This is a genomic window from Rhodococcus ruber NBRC 15591 (assembly GCF_001894945.1).
Taxonomy (GTDB): Bacteria; Actinomycetota; Actinomycetes; order Mycobacteriales; family Mycobacteriaceae; genus Rhodococcus; species Rhodococcus ruber.
Genome location: NZ_BCXE01000023.1, coordinates 74,372 through 95,453, shown reverse-complemented (window position 1 = coordinate 95,453; position 21,082 = coordinate 74,372). Strand labels below are relative to the sequence as shown.

The window sequence follows — 21,082 nt, the reverse complement described above, 5'->3', positions numbered from 1 at the left end:
GTTTCCGCCTTTCGGGAATGACACAATGCCTAGAACGTGTTCTAATATGACAGCCGGTTCAGAGTCAAGGCAGAGGAAGACATCTCGATGACGACATCGTCCCGCTCGCGTTCCACCGGCAGCGGAACTCTCACCGCCCTCACCGAGGACGACCTCAGTTCCAACGCCCAGAAGGAACGCCGCAAGCGGATACTCGACGCCACCCTGGCGCTCGCGTCCAAGGGCGGGTACGAGGCCGTGCAGATGCGCTCCGTCGCCGAGAAGGCCGACGTGGCAGTCGGCACCCTGTACCGGTACTTCCCGTCGAAGGTGCATCTGCTCGTCTCCGCCCTCGGTCGCGAGTTCGCACGCATCGAAGGCAAGGGCAAGATCCCGCCCGGTCACACCCCGCTCGAGCGGATGCAGCTGATCCTGAGCCTGATCACCAAGGCCATGCAGCGCGACCCGCTGCTCACCGAAGCCATGACCCGGGCGTTCATGTTCGCCGACGCCTCCGCCGCCGCCGAGGTCGATCAGGTCGGCCTGCTCATGGACCGGCTGTTCGCCCGCGCGATGAACGAGGGCGAGCCCACCGAAGAGGAGCTCGCGATCGCCCGGGTGATCAGCGACGTGTGGTTGTCGAACCTCGTGGCGTGGCTGACGCGGCGTTCGTCCGCGACGGACGTCGCGCGGCGGCTGGAGCTGACCGTCGAGCTGCTGCTCGGCGACGGCTCGCACCGGCCGGCCTCGATTCCGGTCCAGGAAGGCTGACCTGCGCCGCGAGTCGCGCAACTGTAACGGGAAACACGTCCCGAACCGGACATGGGAGACGACGCCGGCGGCCCGATCACCTACCTTTGAGTGAGTGAGCGCCCAAGACCTCCCGATCGACCTGCGCCGCGCCCTCGTCGCGCTGGCGCGGACCCCGCGACTCCTCGTGGCCTCCGACTACGACGGAACCGTCGCGCCGATCGTCTCGGATCCGGACAAGGCGTTCCCGAACGCCGAGTCGGTCCGCGCTCTGCGCGCGCTCGCCGGTCTGCCGTCCACGGCCGCCGCCGTGATCTCCGGCCGGGCCCTGAAGGATCTCGCCGCCCTGTCCCGCCTGCCCGCCGAGGTGCAGCTCGTCGGTAGCCACGGCTCCGAGTTCGACATCGGCTTCGTGCACGCCATCGACAGCGATGCCCGGCAGCTGCTGCGCGACATCGTCGCCGAGCTCGAAGTGATCGCCGCCCGCTACGAGGGTGTGCACGTCGAGTCGAAGCCGGCGAGTGCTGCGCTGCACGTGCGCAACGCCGACCCGGGGGATGCCGAGCAGGCACTGTCGCTGGTCCGCGGCGATCTCGCCCGGCACCCGGGGGTGCAGGTCACCGAGGGCAAGGCCGTGATCGAGCTGGCGGTCGTGCCCACCGACAAGGGCCACGCGCTGGACATCATCCGCCATCAGGAGTCGGCGAGCGCCGCGGTCTTCTTCGGCGACGACGTGACGGACGAGAAGGCCTTCGCGTCCCTCCACGGCCCGGACGTGGGGGTCAAGGTCGGCGACGGCGAGACCGCCGCGCAATACCGGATCGGCACGGTCGAGGATGTCGCGGCCGCGCTGGCGTTCCTGCTCGAGCAGCGCCGCACATGGCTCTCGGGGGCGGCGGCCTGCCCGATCGAGCGGCTGACGATGCTCGCGAGCCCGCGTGCGAAGGCCCTGCTGACCCCGGACGGCACGGTGACGTGGCTGTGCCATCCCGAGCCGGACTCCGCCGCCGTGTTCGCGCACCTGCTCGGCGGCGAACCCGCCGGGCACTTCACCATCGGGCCGAGCCGTGAGGCCCTGCCCCTGAGCCAGCGCTACATCGACGGCACCATGACCGTGGTGACCCGCTGGGCGAGCCTCGCGGTGATCGACTACCTTCCGCACGACGTCGAGCCGGGCCGCACCGACCTGACCCGCGTCATTACCGGCAAGGCCCGGGCGGTGGTGACGTTCGCCCCGCGCCCCGAGTTCGGCCAGGGCCAGGTCGGGCTCGAGCCCGTGGCGGACGGCCTGCGGGTACTGGGCTTCAACGAGCCGTACGTGCTGCGCTCCCCCGGCGTCGAGTGGAACATCACCACCGACGGCGCCCATCAGACCGCGCACGCCGTCGTCGACCCGTCGGACGGCGACATCATCCTCGAATTCCGTTGCGGCACAGACGACATCGGTCCACACCCCGTCGCGGAGGTGCAGCGGCGCGCATCCGCGGAGGAGTACTGGTGGAAGTGGGCGGCGGGCCTGGACCTGCCGCCGCTCAAGCGGGACCTGATGAAGCGGTCGGCACTGACCCTGCGCGGCCTCGTGCACGCGCCGACGGGCTCCATCATGGCGGCCGCGACCACGTCGCTGCCCGAGGAGATCGGCGGCGTCCGCAACTGGGACTACCGCTACTGCTGGCTGCGCGATGCCGCGCTGACCGCGCATGCCCTGGTGAGCGTGGGGTCGCTCGCCGAGGCGGACGCCTACCTGGACTGGGTGCACCGTGTGCTCGACACCGTTCCGGGCCCCGAGCGCCTGCACCCGCTGTACACGCTGGCGGGTGGTGCCCTGCCGCCCGAGGCAGTCATCGACACGCTGCCCGGCTACGCGGGCTCCCGGCCCGTGCGGGTCGGCAACGCCGCGAGCCAGCAGGTCCAGCTCGACGTGTTCGGTCCGATCGTGGACCTGATCTCGGCGCTGGCACACCGCCGGGAGGAACGCGGCGTCCCGCACGACCGGGCCCTCACCGACCGGGACTGGGAACTGGTGTGCGCCATGGTCACCGCCGTGGAGTGCCGCTGGTTCGAGCCCGACCACGGCATCTGGGAGATCCGCGACAACCCGCGCCACCACGTCTACTCGAAGGTCATGGGCTGGCTGACCGTGGACCGCGCGCTGACACTGGCCGAGAATTTCGGGCGCACCGCCGGCGACGGCTGGGCCGGCCTGCGCGCGGAGATCGCGGAGGAGGTGCTGGAGAAGGGCTGGAACGAGGACGTCTGCTCCTACACCGCGGCCTACGACGGCACCGACCTCGACGCGGCGACGCTGTTCATCGGCCTGTCCGGGCTCATCGACCCCGAGGACCCGCGATTCCACGCGACGGTCGTCGCCACGGAGGCGGAACTGCGCAGCGGGTCGACGGTGTACCGCTACCTGCACGACGACGGCCTTCCCGGCACCGAGGGCGGCTTCCACCTGTGCGCGGCGTGGCTGGTGGAGGCATACCTCCTCGTGGGTGCCCGTCCGCAGGCGGAGGCGCTGTTCGCGCAGCTCGTCGACGCGGCAGGCCCCACGGGCCTGCTCAGCGAGGAGTACGACCCCGTGGCCGAGCGGTCACTCGGCAACCACCCCCAGGCGTACAGCCACCTCGGGCTGCTGCGGTGCGCGCAGCTGCTGGCGGCACCGGCGGAGGCGGACCGGACGCTGTCGGCCGTCGATCACTCGGCGTAGATCGACGTCTCGTCGTGCACGCCGGTGGTCTGGCCGATGAGCAGTTCCGTCGGGAGCGTCTCCACCGTCGCGACCCCGGAGTGTGACGGTGCGGCCATGAGCAGGGCGCCGGTGCGCCTGCCCTTCTCCTCCTGAGGCTGGCGCACGGTGGTCACGCCCTCGCGCAGGGCTTCGCCGATCCCGTCGAAGCCGGTGATCGACAACTGTCCGGGCACCTCGAGACCGGCGCTGCGCGCCCACGCCAGCGCGCCGAGCGCGAGAACGTCGGTGGTGCACATCAGGGCGGTGATCGTCGGGTCCGCCGCCAGCGCCTGCGCGGCACCGGAGGCGCCGTCCTCCGCGGTGTGCGCATAGCGTTCGACGACGGTGAGGCTCGCGGGGTCGAGCCCGGCCGCCCGCAGGGCTTCCTGCACGCCGATGATCCGCTCGTGCTGGACGTGGAAGCGGTCGGACTCGAAGCGGGCGGGATCGACGACGCCGTCGCGGCGGTCACGGCCGAGACGCATGCACAGCACCCCGATCCGGTGGTGGCCGAGACCGATGAGGTGCTCGGCGAGCCCACGCATCGCGCCGCGGTCGTCGATGCCGACCAGCGGCGCGCTCGCGATGCCGCGGGGTTGGTCGCACACCACCAGGGGCAGGTTCCGCTCGAGGACGGCCGCGAGATACGGGTCGTCGGACGGCACCGAGTAGACGACGAAGCCGTCGACCGCGGCGCCGTGCACGACCTGGGCCGCCTCCTCCTCGTCGCGGCCCGGCCCGGCGGGGATGAGCAGCAGTCCCTCGCCGGCAGCCTCGCAGGACTCGGACAGGCCGGACAGGAAACTCATCGCGGCCGGATCCCGGAACGAGTAGCTCAGCGCTTCGGTGAGCAGCACGCCCACCGCCCCGGCCCGGCGGGTACGCAGCGAACGGGCCATCGGGTCCGGGCCGGCGTAGCCCCGGCGCTTGGCGACCTCGAGGATCTGCTCGCGAAGCTCGGCGGACAGCTGGTCCGGCCGGTTGTAGGCGTTGGAGACGGTGGTGCGGGAGATCTTCAGCTCGGCAGCGATCGACGCCAGGGTGGCCTGGGGACGCGGCTGACGAGACCTGGGCATGAACGGACGGTATCGGGTCGGCGCCGCGGCGACGAATCGGGCCGGATGGGCGCCGACCCGGACATCCGCTAAAGTGGAACGGTAACGGTTTCCAATAAGGTGGAACCGCGCCCCTCCCGGCCGTCCGGCCGAACGTGATCACAGGAGATGGAACAGTGCGACTGCCCCGCCGAATGCGCGCCGCCACCGCGACCGTGGGCTTGACCTGCGCCGCCGCGCTCACCCTCGCCGCGTGCGGCAGCGACTCGGGCGGCAGCGACTCGGGCGGCAGCGGCTCGGGCGGCAGCGACTCCGGCGAGATCCGCATCGTCGCCTCCACCAACGTGTGGGGCTCGGTCGCGCAGGCCGTCGCCGGGGACCGCGCCCAGGTGCAGTCGCTGATCACCGAGCCGTCCGCCGACCCGCACTCGTACGAGGCCAGCCCCGCCGACGCGGCCGCGATCAGCGACGCGTCCCTCGTCGTCTACAACGGCGGCGGCTACGACCAGTTCGTCGACGACATCCTCGACTCGACCGGAGCCGGCGCCGCCACGGTCGACGCCATGGCCCTGTTCGAGTCCGGCACCGGCAGCGACCTCGACGACGGTCACGACCACTCGGCGGGCAGCCACTCGGCGGGCAGCGCACCGGAAGACGGGACCCACGAGGGCGAGACCCATGCGACCGAGGAACACGAGGCCGAGTCCCATGCCGCCGAGGAAGGCGACGCCCACGCCGGTCACGACCACAGCGGCATCAACGAGCACGTCTGGTACGACCTGGCCGCCGCCGACGCCGTCGCCCATGCCGTCGCCGACCGCCTCGCCGAGCTCGATCCGGCCGGGGCCGACACCTACCGCGCCAACGCCGACGCGTTCCACTCGCAGCTGCACGAGGTCACCGACGTGACCGCCGCGATCGCCGCCGCACACGCGAACACCCCCGTCGCGCAGACCGAATCCATCGGCTACTACCTCGTCACGTCCGCGAAGCTCGAGGACCGCACCCCCGCCGACTTCACGAACGCGATCGAGAACGGCACCGACCCGTCGCCCGCCGCGATCGCCGCGACCCGCCAGCTGCTCCTCGACAAGCAGGTCGACGTCCTGGTCCACAACCCCCAGACCGAGGACAAGGTCAGCCGCGACATGCGGGCGACCGCGGAGTCCGCGGGCATCCCCGTCGTCGAAGTCACGGAGACCCTGCCCGAGGGTGTGGACTACATTCAGTGGCAGAAGCAGACGGCCGAGGCGCTCGCCGCCGCCCTCGACGCCGCCCGCTGACCCTTCGAGCAGGGCAAGGACATCACTTCCGTGACCACACCGGCCGACGTCACCCCGGGCGGCACCGCCGCGGCACCGGGCGCGCCTGCGACGACCCCCGGACACAGCGCCGCCGTCGAACTCCGCGGCGCGTGCATGGCCTTCGGCGACCGCGTCCTGTGGCGGGATCTCGACCTCACCGTCGAGCCCGGCGAGTTCGTCGCAGTGCTCGGCCCCAACGGCGCGGGCAAGTCCACGCTGCTGAAGGTCCTGCTCGGTCAGCTCCCCCTCAGCGGCGGCACCGCCACGATCGCCGGCGTGCCCGCGCGCACGGGCAACTCGCACGTCGGCTACGTGCCGCAACAGAAGTCGCTCGACGAAGGTGTGCCGCTGCGCGGACGCGACCTCGTCGGACTCGGCGTCGACGGCCACCGTTGGGGCACCGGCCTGCGCTACTGGAAGACCCGCCGGGGCGCCGTCGACGCCGCGATCCGGCAGGTCGGCGCCGAGGCCTACGCGAACGCCCCGATCGGCTCCCTCTCCGGTGGCGAACAGCAGCGGCTGCGCATCGCGCAGGCACTCGTCGGCGACCCCCGGGTCATGCTCTGCGACGAACCGCTGCTCAGCCTGGACCTGGCCAACCAGCACCTCGTGTCGTCCCTCATCGACCGTCGCCGCCGCGAACACGGCACCGCCGTACTGTTCGTCACCCACGAGATCAACCCGATTCTGCCGCTGGTCGACCGCGTGCTGTATCTCGTCGACGGGCAGTTCCGCATCGGCACCCCGGCCGAGGTCATGACCTCCGAGGTGCTCTCCGCGCTGTACCGGACCGACGTCGAAGTCCTCGAGATCCGCGGCCGTCTCGTAGTCGTCGGCACCGGCGACGCCATCGACGCGCTCGGCAGCGCCGGCGGACTGCGCCCCGGGGAGGGCGTCCACCACGACCATCACGAGGATCAGCATTGAGCAGCAAGTTCACCGACGCGATGGGCCGGATGTTCGACGTGCAGGCCACCGTCGACCTGCTCCAGTACGACTTCGTGCAGCAGGCGCTGCTCGCCGGCGCGATCCTCGGCCTGCTCGCCGGCGTGATCGGCCCCCTGGTGATCAGCCGGCAGATGGCGTTCTCCGTGCACGGCACCTCCGAACTCTCCCTCACCGGTGCCGCCGCGGCCCTGATCGTCGGCGTCTCCGTCGGGCTCGGTGCCGTGGCGGGTGCTGTGGTGGCGGCCGTCCTCTTCGGCGTCCTCGGCACCCGAGCCCGCGAACGCGACTCTGTCATCGGTGTCGTCATGGCGTTCGGGCTCGGGCTGGCCGTGCTGCTGCTGTGGGCCTACGACGGCCGCACCGGCGCCGCGTTCTCCCTCCTCACCGGCCAGATCGTCGCGCCGGGCGGCACCGGCATCGCGTTGCTCGCCGCGTGCGCCGTCGGCGTCATCGGCACCATGCTGGTCATCTACCGGCCGCTGCTGTTCGCCAGCACCGACCCCGAGGTCGCCGCGGCACGTGGAGTGCCGGTGCGGGCGCTGTCCATCGTCTTCGCCGTCCTGGTCGGAATCACCGCCGCCTTGGGCGTGCAGATCGTCGGGGCGCTGCTGGTGATGGCGCTGCTCATCACCCCGGCCGCCGCAGCCGCCCGCGTGGCGAGCGGCCCGCTGGCCGCGACGGTGCTGTCCGTGCTCTTCGCGGAGGTCTCCGCGGTCGGTGGCATCCTGCTCGCCCTCGCCCCCGGGGTTCCGGTCTCGGCGTTCATCACCGCCATCGCATTCGTCATCTACCTGGCGTGCCGCGGGATCGGCGCGGCCCGCACCCGACGCGGCATCGGACGCGGGGAGGTCGCGCCGGCCCCGGAGACGGCCGGCGCCGTCACCGCCTGAGTCCCGCGGTCCCGTCCGTCCCGTCCGCGGTGACTAACCTGCTGGCATGGCGACAGCGGAGCAGACGAGCGGACGAGACCGGGCACCCGGGCGCTGGGAGTTCTGGGTGGACCGCGGCGGCACCTTCACCGATGTGGTCGCCCGCCGGCCCGACGGCACCCTGGTGACCCACAAGCTGCTGTCGGAGAACCCGTCCCGATACCGGGACGCGGCCGTGGCCGGGATCCGGGAACTGCTCGGGGTACCGGCCGGCGACCCCGTCACCCCCGGCCTCGTCGAGCAGGTGCGCATGGGCACCACCGTCGCGACGAACGCGCTGCTCGAGCGCACGGGCGACCGGACCGTGCTGGTGATCACCTCAGGTTTCCGAGACGCGCTGCGCATCGGCTACCAGAACCGGCCGCGGATCTTCGACCGCAACATCGTGCTGCCCGAGCTGCTCTACGAGCGGGTGATCGAGGTCGACGAACGCATCCGAGCCGACGGCACGGTGCTGCGGGCCCCGGACCTGGACCGGCTCGAGCGCGATCTGAGGCAGGTGCGCGACGACGGGATCGACTCCGTCGCCGTGGTGTGCATGCACAGCCACCTGTACCCGCAGCACGAGCACGCCGTCGGCGACCTCGCCGAGCGCCTCGGCTTCGGCCAGATCTCCCTGTCCGCGGACGCGAGCCCGCTGATGAAGCTCGTGCCACGCGGCGACACCACCGTCGTCGACGCGTACCTGTCCCCCGTGCTCCGCCACTACGTCGATCGCGTGGCCGACCAGCTGCCGGGTGTCCGGCTGATGTTCATGCAGTCCAACGGCGGGCTCACCGAGGCGATGCACTTCCGCGGCAAGGACGCGATCCTCTCCGGGCCGGCGGGAGGCATCGTCGGCATGAGCCGGATGTCGGCCCTGGCCGGGTTCGACAAGGTGATCGGGTTCGACATGGGTGGCACGTCGACGGACGTGTCGCACTTCGCCGGCGAATACGAGCGCGTCTTCCACACCGTCGTCGCCGGGGTGCGGTTGCGGGCCCCCATGATGGACATCCACACCGTGGCCGCCGGCGGAGGATCGATTCTGCACTTCGACGGCAGCCGGTACCGGGTGGGGCCCGACTCCGCCGGCGCCGACCCGGGTCCGGCCTGCTACCGGGGCGGCGGCCCCCTCACCGTCACCGACGCCAACGTCATGCTCGGGCGCGTGCAGCCCGCCCACTTCCCGCACGTGTTCGGTCCCGGCGGCGACGAACCGCTGGACGAGCAGACGGTGCGGGCCCGGTTCACCGCGCTCGCGGCCGAGATCCGGGAGACGACCGGCGACGACCGCAGCCCCGAGGAGGTCGCCGCGGGCTTCCTGCAGATCGCGGTCGCGAACATGGCCAACGCCGTCAAGCGCATCTCGGTGCAGAAGGGCCACGACGTCACCGAGTACGCCTTGACGACCTTCGGCGGGGCCGGCGGACAGCACGCCTGCGCGGTCGCCGACGCGCTCGGCATCCGGACCGTCCTCGTGCCGCCGCTGGCCGGTGTCCTGTCCGCGCTGGGCATGGGTCTCGCGGACACCACCGCGATGCGCGAGCAGTCCGTCGTCGTCGAACTGGACGACGAGGCGATGCCCCGGCTGCGCGACGTCGCCGCCGAACTCGAGGCCGCGGCGCGCACGGAACTGCTCGACGAGGACGTGCCCACCGAGCGCATCGACGTGACCGTCCGGGCACACCTGCGCTACGACGGCACCGACACCTCCGTGCCCGTCGCGCTCGCCGACCCGGCGACGATGACCGCGGAGTTCGAAGCCGTGCACCGGCGCACCTACTCGTTCCTCATGGACCGGCCGCTGATCGTCGATGCCGTCGCGGTCGAGGCCGTCGGGGCCACGCGCCGGCCCGATCTGTCCGGGCTCGGTCGCGCCGACAGCGACGCGACCGGGTCCACCCGCCCGTCCCCCGACACCGTCCGGATGTTCGTCGACGGGTCGTGGCGCGAGGCACCGCTGTACCGTCGCGAGCACCTCGCCCCCGGCGACTCCGTGGCCGGCCCGGCCATCGTCGCGGAGGACAACTCGACCACCGTCGTCGAGGCCGGCTGGGAGGCGGCGATGTCGGAACAGGGTCATCTCGTGCTGGCCCGGGTGCGCGCCCACGACGGCGCGGAGGTGGGCACCCACGCCGATCCGGTCATGCTCGAGATCTTCAACAACCTGTTCATGTCGATCGCCGAGCAGATGGGCACGACTCTCGAGTCCACCGCGCAGTCCGTGAACATCAAGGAGCGTCTGGACTTCTCGTGCGCGCTGTTCGATCCGGACGGAAACCTGATCGCGAACGCGCCGCACATCCCCGTCCATCTCGGCTCGATGGGCACGAGCGTGCAGGAAGTGGTGCGCCGCCGGCACGGGTCGATGAAACCCGGGGACGTGTACGCGGTCAACGACCCGTATCACGGCGGTACCCACCTGCCGGACGTCACGGTGATCACGCCCGTGTTCGACGGGTCCGGCGAGCACATCCTCTTCTTCGTCGCCTCCCGCGGTCACCACGCCGAAATAGGCGGAACCACACCGGGTTCCATGCCCGCCGCCAGCCGCGACATCCGCGAGGAGGGCATCCTGTTCGACAACTGGCTGCTCGTCGAGAACGGAGCCTTCCGGGAGGCCGAGACCCGTGCGCTGCTCAGCGGCGGCCCGTACCCGTCCCGGAACCCCGACACCAACCTCGCGGACCTGCGCGCCCAGGTCGCGGCCAACGCGCGCGGCGTGGTCGAGGTGGGCCGGATGATCGACCACTTCGGTCTCGACGTCGTCGAGGCCTACATGCGGCACGTGCAGGACAACGCCGAGGAGGAAGTGCGCCGTGTCGTCGACCGTCTCCACGACGGCGAGTACCGCTACGAGATGGACTCCGGTGCGGTGATCGCGGTCCGGATCACCGTCGACCGGCAGGCACGCTCGGCGACGATCGACTTCACCGGCACGTCACCGCAACTCGCGTCGAACTTCAACGCGCCGGCCTCGGTCGCGCGGGCCGCGACGCTGTACGTCTTCCGCACGCTCGTCGCCGACGACATCCCCCTCAACGACGGTTGTCTGCGTCCGCTGCACATCGTCGTCCCCGACGGGTCGATGCTCGCCCCCGAATTCCCCGCCGCGGTCGTCGCCGGCAACGTCGAGACGTCGCAGGCCGTCACCGGCGCGCTCTACGCGGCGCTGCGGGTGCAGGCCGAGGGTGCCGGGACCATGAACAACGTCACCTTCGGCAACGAGCGGTACCAGTACTACGAGACGCTCGGCTCCGGGTCGGGTGCGGGCGAGGGCTTCGACGGGACATCGGTGGTGCAGACACACATGACCAACTCGCGTCTGACCGATCCTGAGGTACTGGAGTGGCGCCTGCCGGTGTTGCTGGAGGCGTTCACGATTCGTCACGGCAGCGGTGGCGGCGGCCGGTGGCGCGGCGGCGACGGCGCCGTGCGACGGCTCCGGTTCCTCGAGCCGATGACCGTCAGCACGCTGTCCGGACACCGGCGCGTGCCGCCGTACGGGATGGCCGGTGGCGAGCCGGGCGCCCTGGGCGGCAACCGCATCGAACGCGCCGAAGGCACCGTCACCCGCATGGCCGGCTGCGACTCCGTCGAGGTCGGGGCCGGTGACGTGCTCGTGGTCGAGACCCCGGGCGGTGGCGGCTACGGACGATAGGACGAACGGGACTCCGGGACGGGATCGAGTTCCCGCAGGACGGGCAGCGCGAAGCACACCGCCGCGACACCGACCATCGGCAGGGCCAGCGCGAAGAACGTCGTGCGCACACCCGTCGCGTCGATCAGGGGCCCGGCGACCAGGATCCCGGCCGGGCCCGCCGCGTACGCGGTCGAGGTCATCACACCGACGACGCGGCCCCGCATGTGCTCCGGGCTGCGGGTCTGCATGGCCCAGTTCGCGATCGGCCCCACCGGACCGTACGCCAGGCCGATGAGGATGCCCAGCAGCACGAGGACCCCCAGCGGCGGCAGGAACGCCATGCCGATCGTCGCCGCACCCAGCACCGTGACCGCGACGAGCATCAGGGTGCGGCGCCGCAGACGCGACGCGAAGGCGCCGTAAGCCAGGGCACCCACCAGACCACCGACACTCAGCGACATCATCACCCAGCCGAGCCGGGCCGGCGCGTCCATCCCGGTGAAGTAGGTCGGAAGCAGCACCGACTCGATCGGCAGGAACAACGCCACGACGATCATGTCGACCAGTGCGAGCGTGCGCAGCAACCGGTCTCGCCACACGAACCGCAGCCCCTCGAGGGTGCCGGCCCACAGCGAAGCCGGGCGGGTGGACCGGTCGGGCCGGCCGGCGTGCTCGAGCCGGAGGAAGGCGACGGTCACGAGGGAGAGCACGAAGCACGCCGACGTCACCCACAGGGTGTTCTCGGGGCCGACGGCGGCGATGAGGACGCCGCCGACACCCGGGCCGATCAGGTAGGCGAGGTTGTAGTTCGCCTCGTAGAGGCTGTTGGCGCGGTCCAGTGACCACCCTGCGGCGCGGGTCGCCGCCGGCAGCATCGATTCGCGCGCCGAGATGCCCGCCGGGTCGAAGACGGCGCCGAGGGCCGCGAGCGCGGCCAGCAGGGGCACCGAGAGTCCGACGGTCGCGGCGAGGACCGGGATGGCCGCGACCGACAGCGCCGAGAGCGCATCGGAGACCAGGGCGGTGCGCCGGCGCCCGAACCGGTCGACGACGGTCCCGGTGAGCAGGCTCGCCAGCAGCAGCGGCACGGTGGCTGCACCCGCGACGATCGCCGCGTCGGTGGCCCGGCCGGTCTGTTCGAGCACCAGCCACGGCAGTGCGACGACCACGATGCCGTTGCCGGTGGCGGACAGCAGGGTGGCGACGCCGAGCAGGGTCAGGGGCGCGAAGCGGCGGGTGGTCAGGTCGAGGGCGGTCACGTCGATCGGCATTCACTCGGAGGCGGGGGTGCCGCGACGCTAGCAGGAGCCCGGGGGTCGGCACGAGCGATTTTCCGGCGGGGGCGCCGTCCCGAACCGAGCGCGACGGGCGCCGCGGCATCGAGGATCCGATGCCGCGGCGCACGACGCGACCGGCGGGTCCGCCGCCGGGCTGCCGCTACCGGAGCGCCTCGCCGGACGCTCGGCGCGACCTCATCCCCATCGCGGTGGCGGCACTCGCGAGCGCGACCACTGCGATCGCCCACCATGCGTACGTGAACACCGCCAGCGTCTCGGCGTCGGCGGAACCGAACTCGCCGAGAATGGCGACCAGCATGGACACGCCCAGCACGTACCCCATCTGACGGCTGGTGTTGACCACCGCACTGCCCGTGGACACTCGTGCGGGCGGCAGATCGACCGTGGCCTTGGCCAGGAGGTTGGGCAGCGAGAACCCGACGCCCACACCGACGAGGAGCCAGCCCGGCAGCACCTGCGTGGCGTAGTTCACCTCCTCGGTGGCGCTGACGGCCAGCATGATCACGCCCACGCCGACGAGCACGTTGCCGATCGCAACGAGGGTGGACGGCGCGAGACGATTCGACAGGCGCTGGCTCACCGCCGCGAAGATCGGCACCATCAGCGGGCTGGGTGCCACCGCCAGACCCGTGACCAGGGCGCTGTAGTGCGCACCCGTCTGCAGGCGGAGGATCACGCTCAGCAGTACCGCGCCGAAGGCCGTGCAGAACAGCAGGGCGGTGACGTTCGACCAGAAGAAGGACCGCACCCGCAGCAGCGCGGGATCCACGACCGGCGCCGGGTGCCGTCGCATCCGGACGGCCACTGCGGCGAGCCCGACGACGGCGACCGCGAAGGCAGTCAGGGTGCCGGTTCCCGACCAGCCCCACTCCTGCCCCTTCACCAGCGCGAGGGCGAGCGAGCCCAGGGCCACCGCGAGCACCGCCGCGCCGAGGACGTCGGGAATCCGCGTCACGGTGGCGTCCTTCGTCTCGGGCAGCAGCACGACGGCCCCCACCACCGCCGCGATGCCGACCGGCACGTTGATCAGGAACACCCACTGCCAGGACACCTTCACGAGCGCCCCGCCGATCACCGGCCCGACCGCCGCGGCCAGGGAGGTCGACGTGGCCCAGATCTTCACCGCAGTGGCGCGCCGCTCGGGCGGCAGTGCCGTCAGCAGCAGACCCAGGCTCGTGGGAGTCAGGGCCGCCGCCCCGACCGCCTGCAGGACCCGGAATCCGACGAGCCACCAGAGCGTCGGACCGAGCGCGCACGCCAGACTCGCGACCGTGAACACCACGAGCCCGACGACGAACCCCGCTCTGCGACCGTAGCGGTCGGCCAGCCGGCCGGCCGGAATGAGCAGGGCCGCATACACAATGGTGTACGCATTCAGGACCCAGCTCAGGTCCGCCAGGGACGATCCGGGATACCCCTCCCCGATCGCGGCGAAGGCGACGCTGACGACGAACACGTCGAGCATCGCCATGAACGCCGCCGAGCACAGTACGAGCAACATGAGATTGGACCGGTCCCGAACCGGGGCGTCACCCGTCTGCTCGCCGACCATCGTCCGACTTGATTCGACCATGGCCCGACTCTAAACGGCTGACTATGGTCTACACAAGTCTGGTCCGGGCGGACGACGAAACATTCTGTCCCGGAACGTCTTCGCGTCGACGAGATGCTCCCGTGGACCCGAACGGCACGAGTGACCCCCGCAGCGACGTGCGCCGAAGGGTGAGAGCGTCGCGCACATAGTTCCTGGCCCGCCAGGGATCTCGATCTCCGTGACGCGGAAACCGATCGACCGACCGGCAGATGTACCCCGACGACAGGTCCAGGAAGGGACGCGCCGCCAGCGTCTCCTCCCGGCGCGGCACCACCGGCACCTGCCCGTTGCGGTCGATATGGCTCAGCACCCTGCACATCACGCGTGCGTTGAGATCCGCGCGCAACGTCCACGACGCATTCGCATATCCGATCCCCGCCGCGAAATTCGGCACCCCGGTCACCATCGTGCCCTGCCAGAGGAACTCGTCGGACATCGTCACCGGCCGGCCGTCCACGACGAAGTCGATGCCGCCGAACACCTGCATCTGCAATCCGGTTGCGGTGACGACGATATCGGCTTCGAGGACACGCCCCGACCGCAGACGAATCCCCGCGGGGACGAACCGGTCGACGTGGTCGGTCACCATCGTGACCGTGCCGTGCCGGATCGCGGTGAACAAATCCTCGTCCACGACGGCACACAGCCGCTGATCCCACGGCGCATAGGTGGGGGTGAAGTGCTCGGCGACGGTGTCCCGATCCCGCAGGGAGCGGGTGACCAGACGGGTCAGCAGCGACCGTGCGGCCCGCGGATACCGTCGACAGAACCAGTACAGCGAGCCGGTGAAGGCGATGTTCTTCGCACGCACCAACCGATGGGCTGCGAGCGGCGGCAGCACCGCCCGCGCCCAGTCCGCAGCGATGTCCCGGCGCGGCAGCGGGAACACCCACGTCGGTGAGCGCTGCAGCATCGTCACGTGCTCGGCGCGCTCCGCCATCGACGGCGCCAAGGTGATGGCCGTGGCTCCGCTCCCGATGATCACGACGCGTCGGCCCGTGTAGTCCAGTTCCCCGGGCCAGAACTGCGGATGGACCACCGTTCCGGTGAACGACTCGATGCCCTCGAAATCGGGGGTGTACGCGCGTTCGTAGTCGTAGTACCCGGCACAGGCGTAGAGGAACGCACACGTCACGGTGCGGCGGGCCGTCTCGTCCGGGCCGACCCGCTGTTCGACGGTGAGACTCCACCGCGAGCGGGCCGAATCCCACGACGCCTCGACGACACGGCTGTTGTACCGGATCCTGCCGGCGATGCCGCCCTCCGCCGCGGCCTCCTCGAGATAGTCCAGAATCGCCTGCCGGCCGGCGATCGCGTCCGCGCCGCGCCACGGCTTGAACGGGTAACTCAGGGTGAACATGTCGGAGTCGGATCGGACCCCCGGATAGGTGAACAGACTCCAGGTGCCACCGAGGCACGCGCGTGCCTCGAAGATCGCGAACGTCTTGTCCGGAAGTTCCCGCCCGAGACGACAGGCGGCGCCGATACCGGACAGCCCGGCCCCCACGATGACGACATCGAAGTGCTCGGTCATTTCCGGTTCCGATCCGCTGCGACGGTGAACGGATTGGTCACGGCCAGTACCCGCTGATACCCCGCTCCGGTCACCCGCTGAAACATGTCGAGCCCCTTCGCCTCCCAGCCGATCACCACGCGCGCCCTGCGACGTCGCACCCCGGCGACGATGGCCCGGGCCGCCATCTCCGGTGAATGGAACGCCAGCCGCCGATCGAAGATCTCCGCGACCGACGCCGCGTCGATCCCCCGAGCCGTCGTCGCGTTGCGTGCCACCGCAGTCCTGATCCCACCCGGATGCACGCACGTGACCCGGACCGGAAGCCGTTCGGCGATCATCTCCTGGCGCAGCGCTTCGGTGAACCCTCGGACGGCGAACTTCGCCGAGTTGTACGCGCTCTGCCCGCCCAGCGAGAGCAAGCCGAAAAGGCTCGAGATGTTGACGACGTGACCGTCGCCCGACGCGACGAGGTGCGGCAGGAACGCCTTCGTCCCGTGTACGACGCCCCAGTAGTCCACCGCCAGGACGCGTTCCATGTCGGCGAAGTCCGACTCCAGGACACTGCCGAAGTAGGCGATGCCCGCGTTGTTGTACACCTGGTGCACGATGCCGAACTCCGCCACCACCTCCTCGGCGTACCGCGAGACGGCGTCTCGATCGGACACGTCGAGAAGTGCCGTCGACACGTAGGCACCGTGGGATTCGCATCGGCGCGCAGTCTCGGCCAGAGTGCTGCCGTCGATGTCGGAGAGAGCGAGTCGCGCACCCCGACCGGCCAGGTTCTCCGCGAGTGCGCGGCCGATTCCGGACCCGGCACCGGTGACCACACAGGTCTTTCCCATGAACACGGTCGGGCTCACAGCGTCACCGCCTTCGTGGTGCGTCGCCGGGCCACTACGCGAGCTCCCCGCGACGGAACGGTCGTGATGTTGCGTGCCTTCTGCTTCTCCGGACGCCGGCCGGGCGGGCTGAGATCGTAGGCGCGCAACACCTCCCGCAGGACGACCGTCATCTCCATGGCCGCGAACGCGGCACCCGGACACCGGCGTGCACCGCCGCCGAACGGAATCCAGGTGTTCGCCGCGGGCTGGACGCCCAGGAACCGCTCCGGCCGGAACTCGCCCGGTGATTCGTGATGCTCGGGGTCGGCGTGAACGATGCCGATCGCGGGGAGCACGGTGATGCCCGCGGGCAACCGGTATCCGCCCAGTTCCACGGGTGCGGTGAGCTGGCGGGCCACATCCTGGATCACCGGCTTGAGGCGCAGCGCCTCCTTGGCCACCGCGCCGAGATACTCGTCGTCCCCCGCGTCCGCCGCCTTCTGCGCGTCTGCCAGTACGCCGGGGTTGCGGACCAGTTCGTGGAAGGCCCATGCCAGCCCCGTGGCCGTGGTGTCGTGACCGGCCAGGAGAATGGAGATGAGCTGATCACGCAGTTCTGCATCGCCGAGCCCACCGTCTGCGTCGTCCACCGCGGCCTGCACCAGCCGGGAGAGCACGTCGGTTCGGTCGTGCAGGTCGCCCGCGACCCGACGTTCGGAGATCTCGGCGTAGACGATCTCGTCGAATCTGCGCTGATGCTTCCAGTGCGTGCTCCAGGGCCGGATCCGCGCAAGCTTCGGGCTGTGCAGTCCCATCAACGTGATCGGGTCGATCTCCGTGATGTGCCGGATCGCGGGTCGCAACTCGGCGAGGCGGTCGGGCGCGGTGACACCCAGCACGACGGTGAGGATGACTTCCAGCATGAGGTCCTGCAGCCGCTCCAATGTGGCGAAGGGGCGGTCCACGGGCCAGTGCGCGACCTCGTGCCGGACCAGCGTGGTCACGTCGTCGCGGTAGCCCTGCAGCGCCCGAGCACTGAACGCGGGCGTGAGCAGCCGCCGGACCCGCTTGTGCCGGTCCTCGTCGGTGACCAGCACGGCGTGCTCGCCCATGACCGGGCGCATGATGGCGTTGCCCTCGCCGGCATGGTAGATCTCGGGGCTGCCGGCGAAGACCGTCCGGATGTCCTCCTGCCGTCCGAGCACCACCATGGGCCGGTACGGCGCGGTGGGCTCGATCAGGAAGGTGTCGCCGTAGCGCCGCGTCAGCACGGGATAGATGCGATGCCGCGCCAGCGTGAACAGCAGGGTCTGGACCACGGCGGGCAACCTCGGGCCGGGCGGCAGCGATGTCGGGGGATGCGAGGTTTCGGATCGGGACAGGGTCATCGTGGTTCCTCGAGTGAGACGGTGCCGGCCCCGGACCGGGACTCGGCGGGTCGCGCGCCGGGTTCCTCCGCGGCAGCGCGGTCGGAGCGGCCGACGGCGCGGCGCAGGATGGGCGGGGCCATGACGGACGTGACGACGGCGACCAGGACCAGGGCCGTGTACGCCTCGGTGCCGAGCACCCCCAGGCTCAGGCCGACGGTGGCGATGATCACCTCCACCACACCGCGTGCGTTCATCCCGGCCCCCAGGGCGATACATTCCGCGCGGTCGAGACCGCTGAGTCTGCCGCCGACGAACGCACCGGCAAACTTCCCGGCGACGGCCACGACGAGGAGCCCGGCCGTCGCCAGCAGGACACCGGGCCGGAGCAGACCGGACAGGTCCATCCGGAGCCCAGCGGTGGCGAAGAACAGCGGGGCGAGGACCGACATGACAACCGCATGCAGGGGTGCGAGGACCGGCGCGCGCACGCCGCCGGAGCCGATGAGGACGCCGGCGACGAACGCGCCCAGGATCGGCTCCAGTCCCATGGCGTGCGTGGCCGCCGCACCGCCGAGGACGAGGATCACCGCCGTACTCACCATCGCAGTCGAATCGCGTGACGCCTCGGCGTGGCGCACCGCGCGGCGCACGAGCATCCTGCCGATCGTCGCGGCGAAGAGCACGACACCGGCGAGACATCCGACCGGCTCCAGCACGTCCGATACCCCCAGTGCCCCGGCCGTCACCAACGCGGACACCAGCGAGAGCAGGAACCAGGCGATGACGTCGTCGATCACCGCTGCGGACAGGACGAGCTGCCCGATCCTGCGGTCGGTCAGCCCGAGTTCCATGAGCACCTTGGCGATGACCGGGACTGCGGTCACGCAGATTGCCACCCCGACGAACATCGCGAAGATTGCCGGGCTCGTGCCCTCCGGGCGCATGGGGGGCGGCGCGATCGCACCGATGCCGACACCGAGTGCGAGGGGGATCAGCAGGCCGGCAAGGCTGATCTTGGCTGCCGGGCCGGCCAGTCGTCGCAGACGCCCGACGTCCACGTGCATTCCCGCCAGACCGACGAGCAGCAGTACGCCGAACTGGCCGACGGCGTCGAGAAGGTGGACCTGCCCGCCCTCCGCAGGGAACAGCCACCCCCACACGCCGGGAGCAACGTGCGCCAGGACGGACGGACCGAGCAGCACTCCGGCCAGCAATTCCCCGGCAAGCGCGGGCAGGCCGAGCCTGACCGCCAGGCCGCCGAGGACCCGCGCACCCAGCAACAGCACGGTGACCTGCACCAGGAACACCAGCAACCAGTGCGCCGGCAGCGGCGCGGTGAGGTCGAGTGCCAATGTCATCGGAGTCGCCTAGTCGAGTCCGCCGACCCGACGCCAGTCCCGGTTGCGATACGACACCATGTCGCGGGCCACCTGCATGCTCAGCCCGCTGCCGTGGCGCAGCTCCGACAGATACAACTTGCCCGCTTCCTTCGCCACTCCGGCGAATCCGTTGGTGAAGTAGGTTCCGCGGATGTGGGGCGGACTGGCGTACTTGCCCCACAACAGAAGCCGGGTCATGTCCCACAGCGTGAACTCACCCGTGGGCAGACGATTGTCCGGGTCGAGCGCTCGCCAACCGGTCCAGCGCGCGGACGGAACCAGCTCGCTCTCCTTCAGCGCGACGTGGATGCGATGGCCGGCCTCGGTCGCGTCGATCTCCTTGTCGCGGTATGCCTGCATCGCCGCGCACGCCGCATCGAACATCGCAGCGAACCGCGGATTGTCGACGGCCTGCAGCCCGCGGTAGGGCGGTTGCTCCAACCGGTCGAACACCGCCTTGTCCCTGGTCTTCTCGTACTCCATGACGGTCTGCATCTGCGCGTTGGCGCCGTACATGGTGGCCAGGCACCACACCCGGTGCCATGCATTCCACAGGTCGAAGTGGTCCCAGGAGGTGTACGAGAAGCTGACGAGATCGTCGTAGTACCGGAACGACCGCTTCGTCCAGGTCTGGACGTACTCGAACCGCTCCACCGAGAAGTCGTCCTCCCGGACGGCGGAGATCAGACGGTGACCGAGTGCGTTCAGGATCATCATGGTGACCGCGAGACCGCTGGAGAACAGCGGATCGATGAAGTCGGAGGCATGCGGGAGCAGGACCCAGCGATCGCCGACGATCTGCTTCGATGCGAACTGGCTCCGGTTCGAGGACGTGTACGGCCGCACCGCCCTGGCCGCCCGCATCTGCCGCTGGATCGTGGGAAAGCGATCGACGTGCGCCCAGAACTCCTCCTCCGGCGTCTCGCCGTCTCGTTTCGGATACACGTCGATGTCGAGATTGATTCCGACACTGCACAGTTGACTGGTGGTGCCCACGTGGTTGTCGAAGGGGATAACCCACGCCCACCCGCCCTCGAACAGGTGGTGCAGCGTTCCCTGGGAGAACGGGCTCGGCATCAGATGCTGCTTGCGCGGCGGGGCCACGCGGTCGAACGGTTCGACACCCACGAAGTGGTTGAAGATCGTGCGGGACCGGGTCCGGTACGGCGGGTCGATGCGCAGATCGAGCTGCTCGCCCAGCAGACTGCGCATGCCTCCCGCGTCCACCACGAAGCCGGCCCGGAAGTCACCGCTCGACGCGGTCCGGATGGTCGCCCCGTCGGAGTCGAAGTCGACCGCGGTGACCGGTGTGTAGGTCAGACCCGTCGCACCGTACGATAGCGCGACCTGGAACATGTAGGCGTCGACGTCCTGCCGGAAGAAGTGCGAATCCGGGCCGATGGGCGGGCTCCACGTCGGATGCTGTGTGCATTCCTCGGCCGCGAACGGCTCTCCTTCGCGGTGGTACGCGAATCCGAAATTGCGTTTCACACCGGATGCGGCACTGACCTTCCGGCGAAGTGTGTTGTGCCCGGCCAGGTATCCCAGCTCCGGGACGTCGTAGCGACGCGCCAGCACCCGCAGCCCGACGATCGTCTCCGGCACGGTCGATTCCCCGATCGCGAAGCGTGGGTGTCCGCCGGCTTCGATCATCACGACCCGGACGCCGTTGCGGGCGAGGATCGCCGCGAGCGCGGTTCCGCCGATGCCGCCACCGATGATGGCGACGTCGAAGGTGCGGGTGTCGTCGGCCACCTCGGGTCTACTGATTTCCAGCATCGTC

14 protein-coding genes are annotated in these 21,082 nt (G+C 70.5%); 6 read left to right on the top strand and 8 right to left on the bottom strand.

Annotation, left to right across the window (positions count from 1 at the left end; genetic code table 11):
- Positions 1–87: 87 nt before the first annotated feature.
- Together kstR and otsB are read left to right on the top strand one after the other, a co-directional pair.
- Positions 88–750 carry a cholesterol catabolism transcriptional regulator KstR gene (kstR, locus tag RR3_RS16365; RefSeq protein ID WP_003935941.1) on the top strand — a complete coding sequence of 221 codons (663 nt, stop codon included), beginning with the start codon at positions 88–90 and terminating at the stop codon, positions 748–750.
- 94 nt (positions 751–844) lie between these two features.
- The gene (otsB, locus tag RR3_RS16360; RefSeq protein ID WP_010594550.1) at positions 845–3,439 is read left to right on the top strand and encodes a trehalose-phosphatase; all 2,595 of its coding nucleotides are present in this window, start codon (positions 845–847) and stop codon (positions 3,437–3,439) included.
- Here the strand turns inward: otsB and RR3_RS16355 are convergent.
- Positions 3,427–4,536: a LacI family DNA-binding transcriptional regulator gene (locus RR3_RS16355; protein ID WP_010594551.1), complete on the bottom strand. Its 1,110-nt coding sequence runs from the start codon at positions 4,534–4,536 to the stop codon at positions 3,427–3,429. The two genes, otsB and RR3_RS16355, sit on opposite strands and share 13 nt — an antisense overlap.
- Positions 4,537–4,691: 155 nt before the next feature.
- Between RR3_RS16355 and RR3_RS16350 the strand changes: the two genes are divergently transcribed.
- The 4 genes from RR3_RS16350 to RR3_RS16335 all read left to right on the top strand — a co-directional run bounded on the left by RR3_RS16350 (position 4,692) and on the right by RR3_RS16335 (position 11,339).
- Positions 4,692–5,798: a metal ABC transporter solute-binding protein, Zn/Mn family gene (locus RR3_RS16350; RefSeq protein ID WP_371851039.1), complete on the top strand. Its 1,107-nt coding sequence runs from the start codon at positions 4,692–4,694 to the stop codon at positions 5,796–5,798.
- 135 nt (positions 5,799–5,933) lie between these two features.
- Positions 5,934–6,746, top strand: coding sequence for a metal ABC transporter ATP-binding protein (locus RR3_RS16345; RefSeq protein ID WP_051059589.1), 813 nt, complete (start codon positions 5,934–5,936; stop codon positions 6,744–6,746).
- On the top strand, positions 6,743–7,657 hold the full coding sequence (locus RR3_RS16340; protein ID WP_010594554.1) for a metal ABC transporter permease: 915 nt from the start codon (positions 6,743–6,745) through the stop codon (positions 7,655–7,657). Before RR3_RS16345 ends, RR3_RS16340 begins: the two co-directional genes overlap by 4 nt.
- 46 nt (positions 7,658–7,703) lie before the next feature.
- Entirely contained in the window at positions 7,704–11,339 is a 3,636-nt protein-coding gene (locus RR3_RS16335) for a hydantoinase B/oxoprolinase family protein (protein WP_096824251.1), read from the top strand.
- Here RR3_RS16335 and RR3_RS16330 read toward each other — a convergent pair.
- The 7 genes from RR3_RS16330 to RR3_RS16300 all read right to left on the bottom strand — a co-directional run bounded on the left by RR3_RS16330 (position 11,327) and on the right by RR3_RS16300 (position 21,078).
- A complete protein-coding gene (locus RR3_RS16330; RefSeq protein ID WP_010594556.1) occupies positions 11,327–12,592 on the bottom strand; it encodes an MFS transporter in 1,266 nt (421 codons plus the stop codon). The genes RR3_RS16335 and RR3_RS16330 overlap by 13 nt on opposite strands.
- Before the next feature lie 166 nt (positions 12,593–12,758).
- Positions 12,759–14,171: a DHA2 family efflux MFS transporter permease subunit gene (locus tag RR3_RS16325; RefSeq protein WP_017680944.1), complete on the bottom strand. Its 1,413-nt coding sequence runs from the start codon at positions 14,169–14,171 to the stop codon at positions 12,759–12,761.
- A gap of 49 nt (positions 14,172–14,220) precedes the next feature.
- On the bottom strand, positions 14,221–15,747 hold the full coding sequence (locus RR3_RS16320; RefSeq protein ID WP_064066303.1) for a flavin-containing monooxygenase: 1,527 nt from the start codon (positions 15,745–15,747) through the stop codon (positions 14,221–14,223).
- Positions 15,744–16,571: an SDR family NAD(P)-dependent oxidoreductase gene (locus RR3_RS16315; protein ID WP_064066311.1), complete on the bottom strand. Its 828-nt coding sequence runs from the start codon at positions 16,569–16,571 to the stop codon at positions 15,744–15,746. The genes RR3_RS16320 and RR3_RS16315 overlap by 4 nt, the downstream gene beginning before the upstream one ends.
- A 14-nt stretch (positions 16,572–16,585) precedes the next feature.
- On the bottom strand, positions 16,586–17,938 hold the full coding sequence (locus tag RR3_RS16310) for a cytochrome P450 (protein WP_029540047.1): 1,353 nt from the start codon (positions 17,936–17,938) through the stop codon (positions 16,586–16,588).
- A complete protein-coding gene (locus RR3_RS16305; protein WP_064066304.1) occupies positions 17,935–19,278 on the bottom strand; it encodes a cation:proton antiporter in 1,344 nt (447 codons plus the stop codon). Before RR3_RS16305 ends, RR3_RS16310 begins: the two co-directional genes overlap by 4 nt.
- Positions 19,279–19,287: 9 nt before the next feature.
- Positions 19,288–21,078 (bottom strand): NAD(P)/FAD-dependent oxidoreductase, encoded by a 1,791-nt coding sequence (locus RR3_RS16300; RefSeq protein WP_174557580.1) that lies wholly within the window; start codon positions 21,076–21,078, stop codon positions 19,288–19,290.
- Between the last annotated feature and the right edge of the window lie 4 nt (positions 21,079–21,082).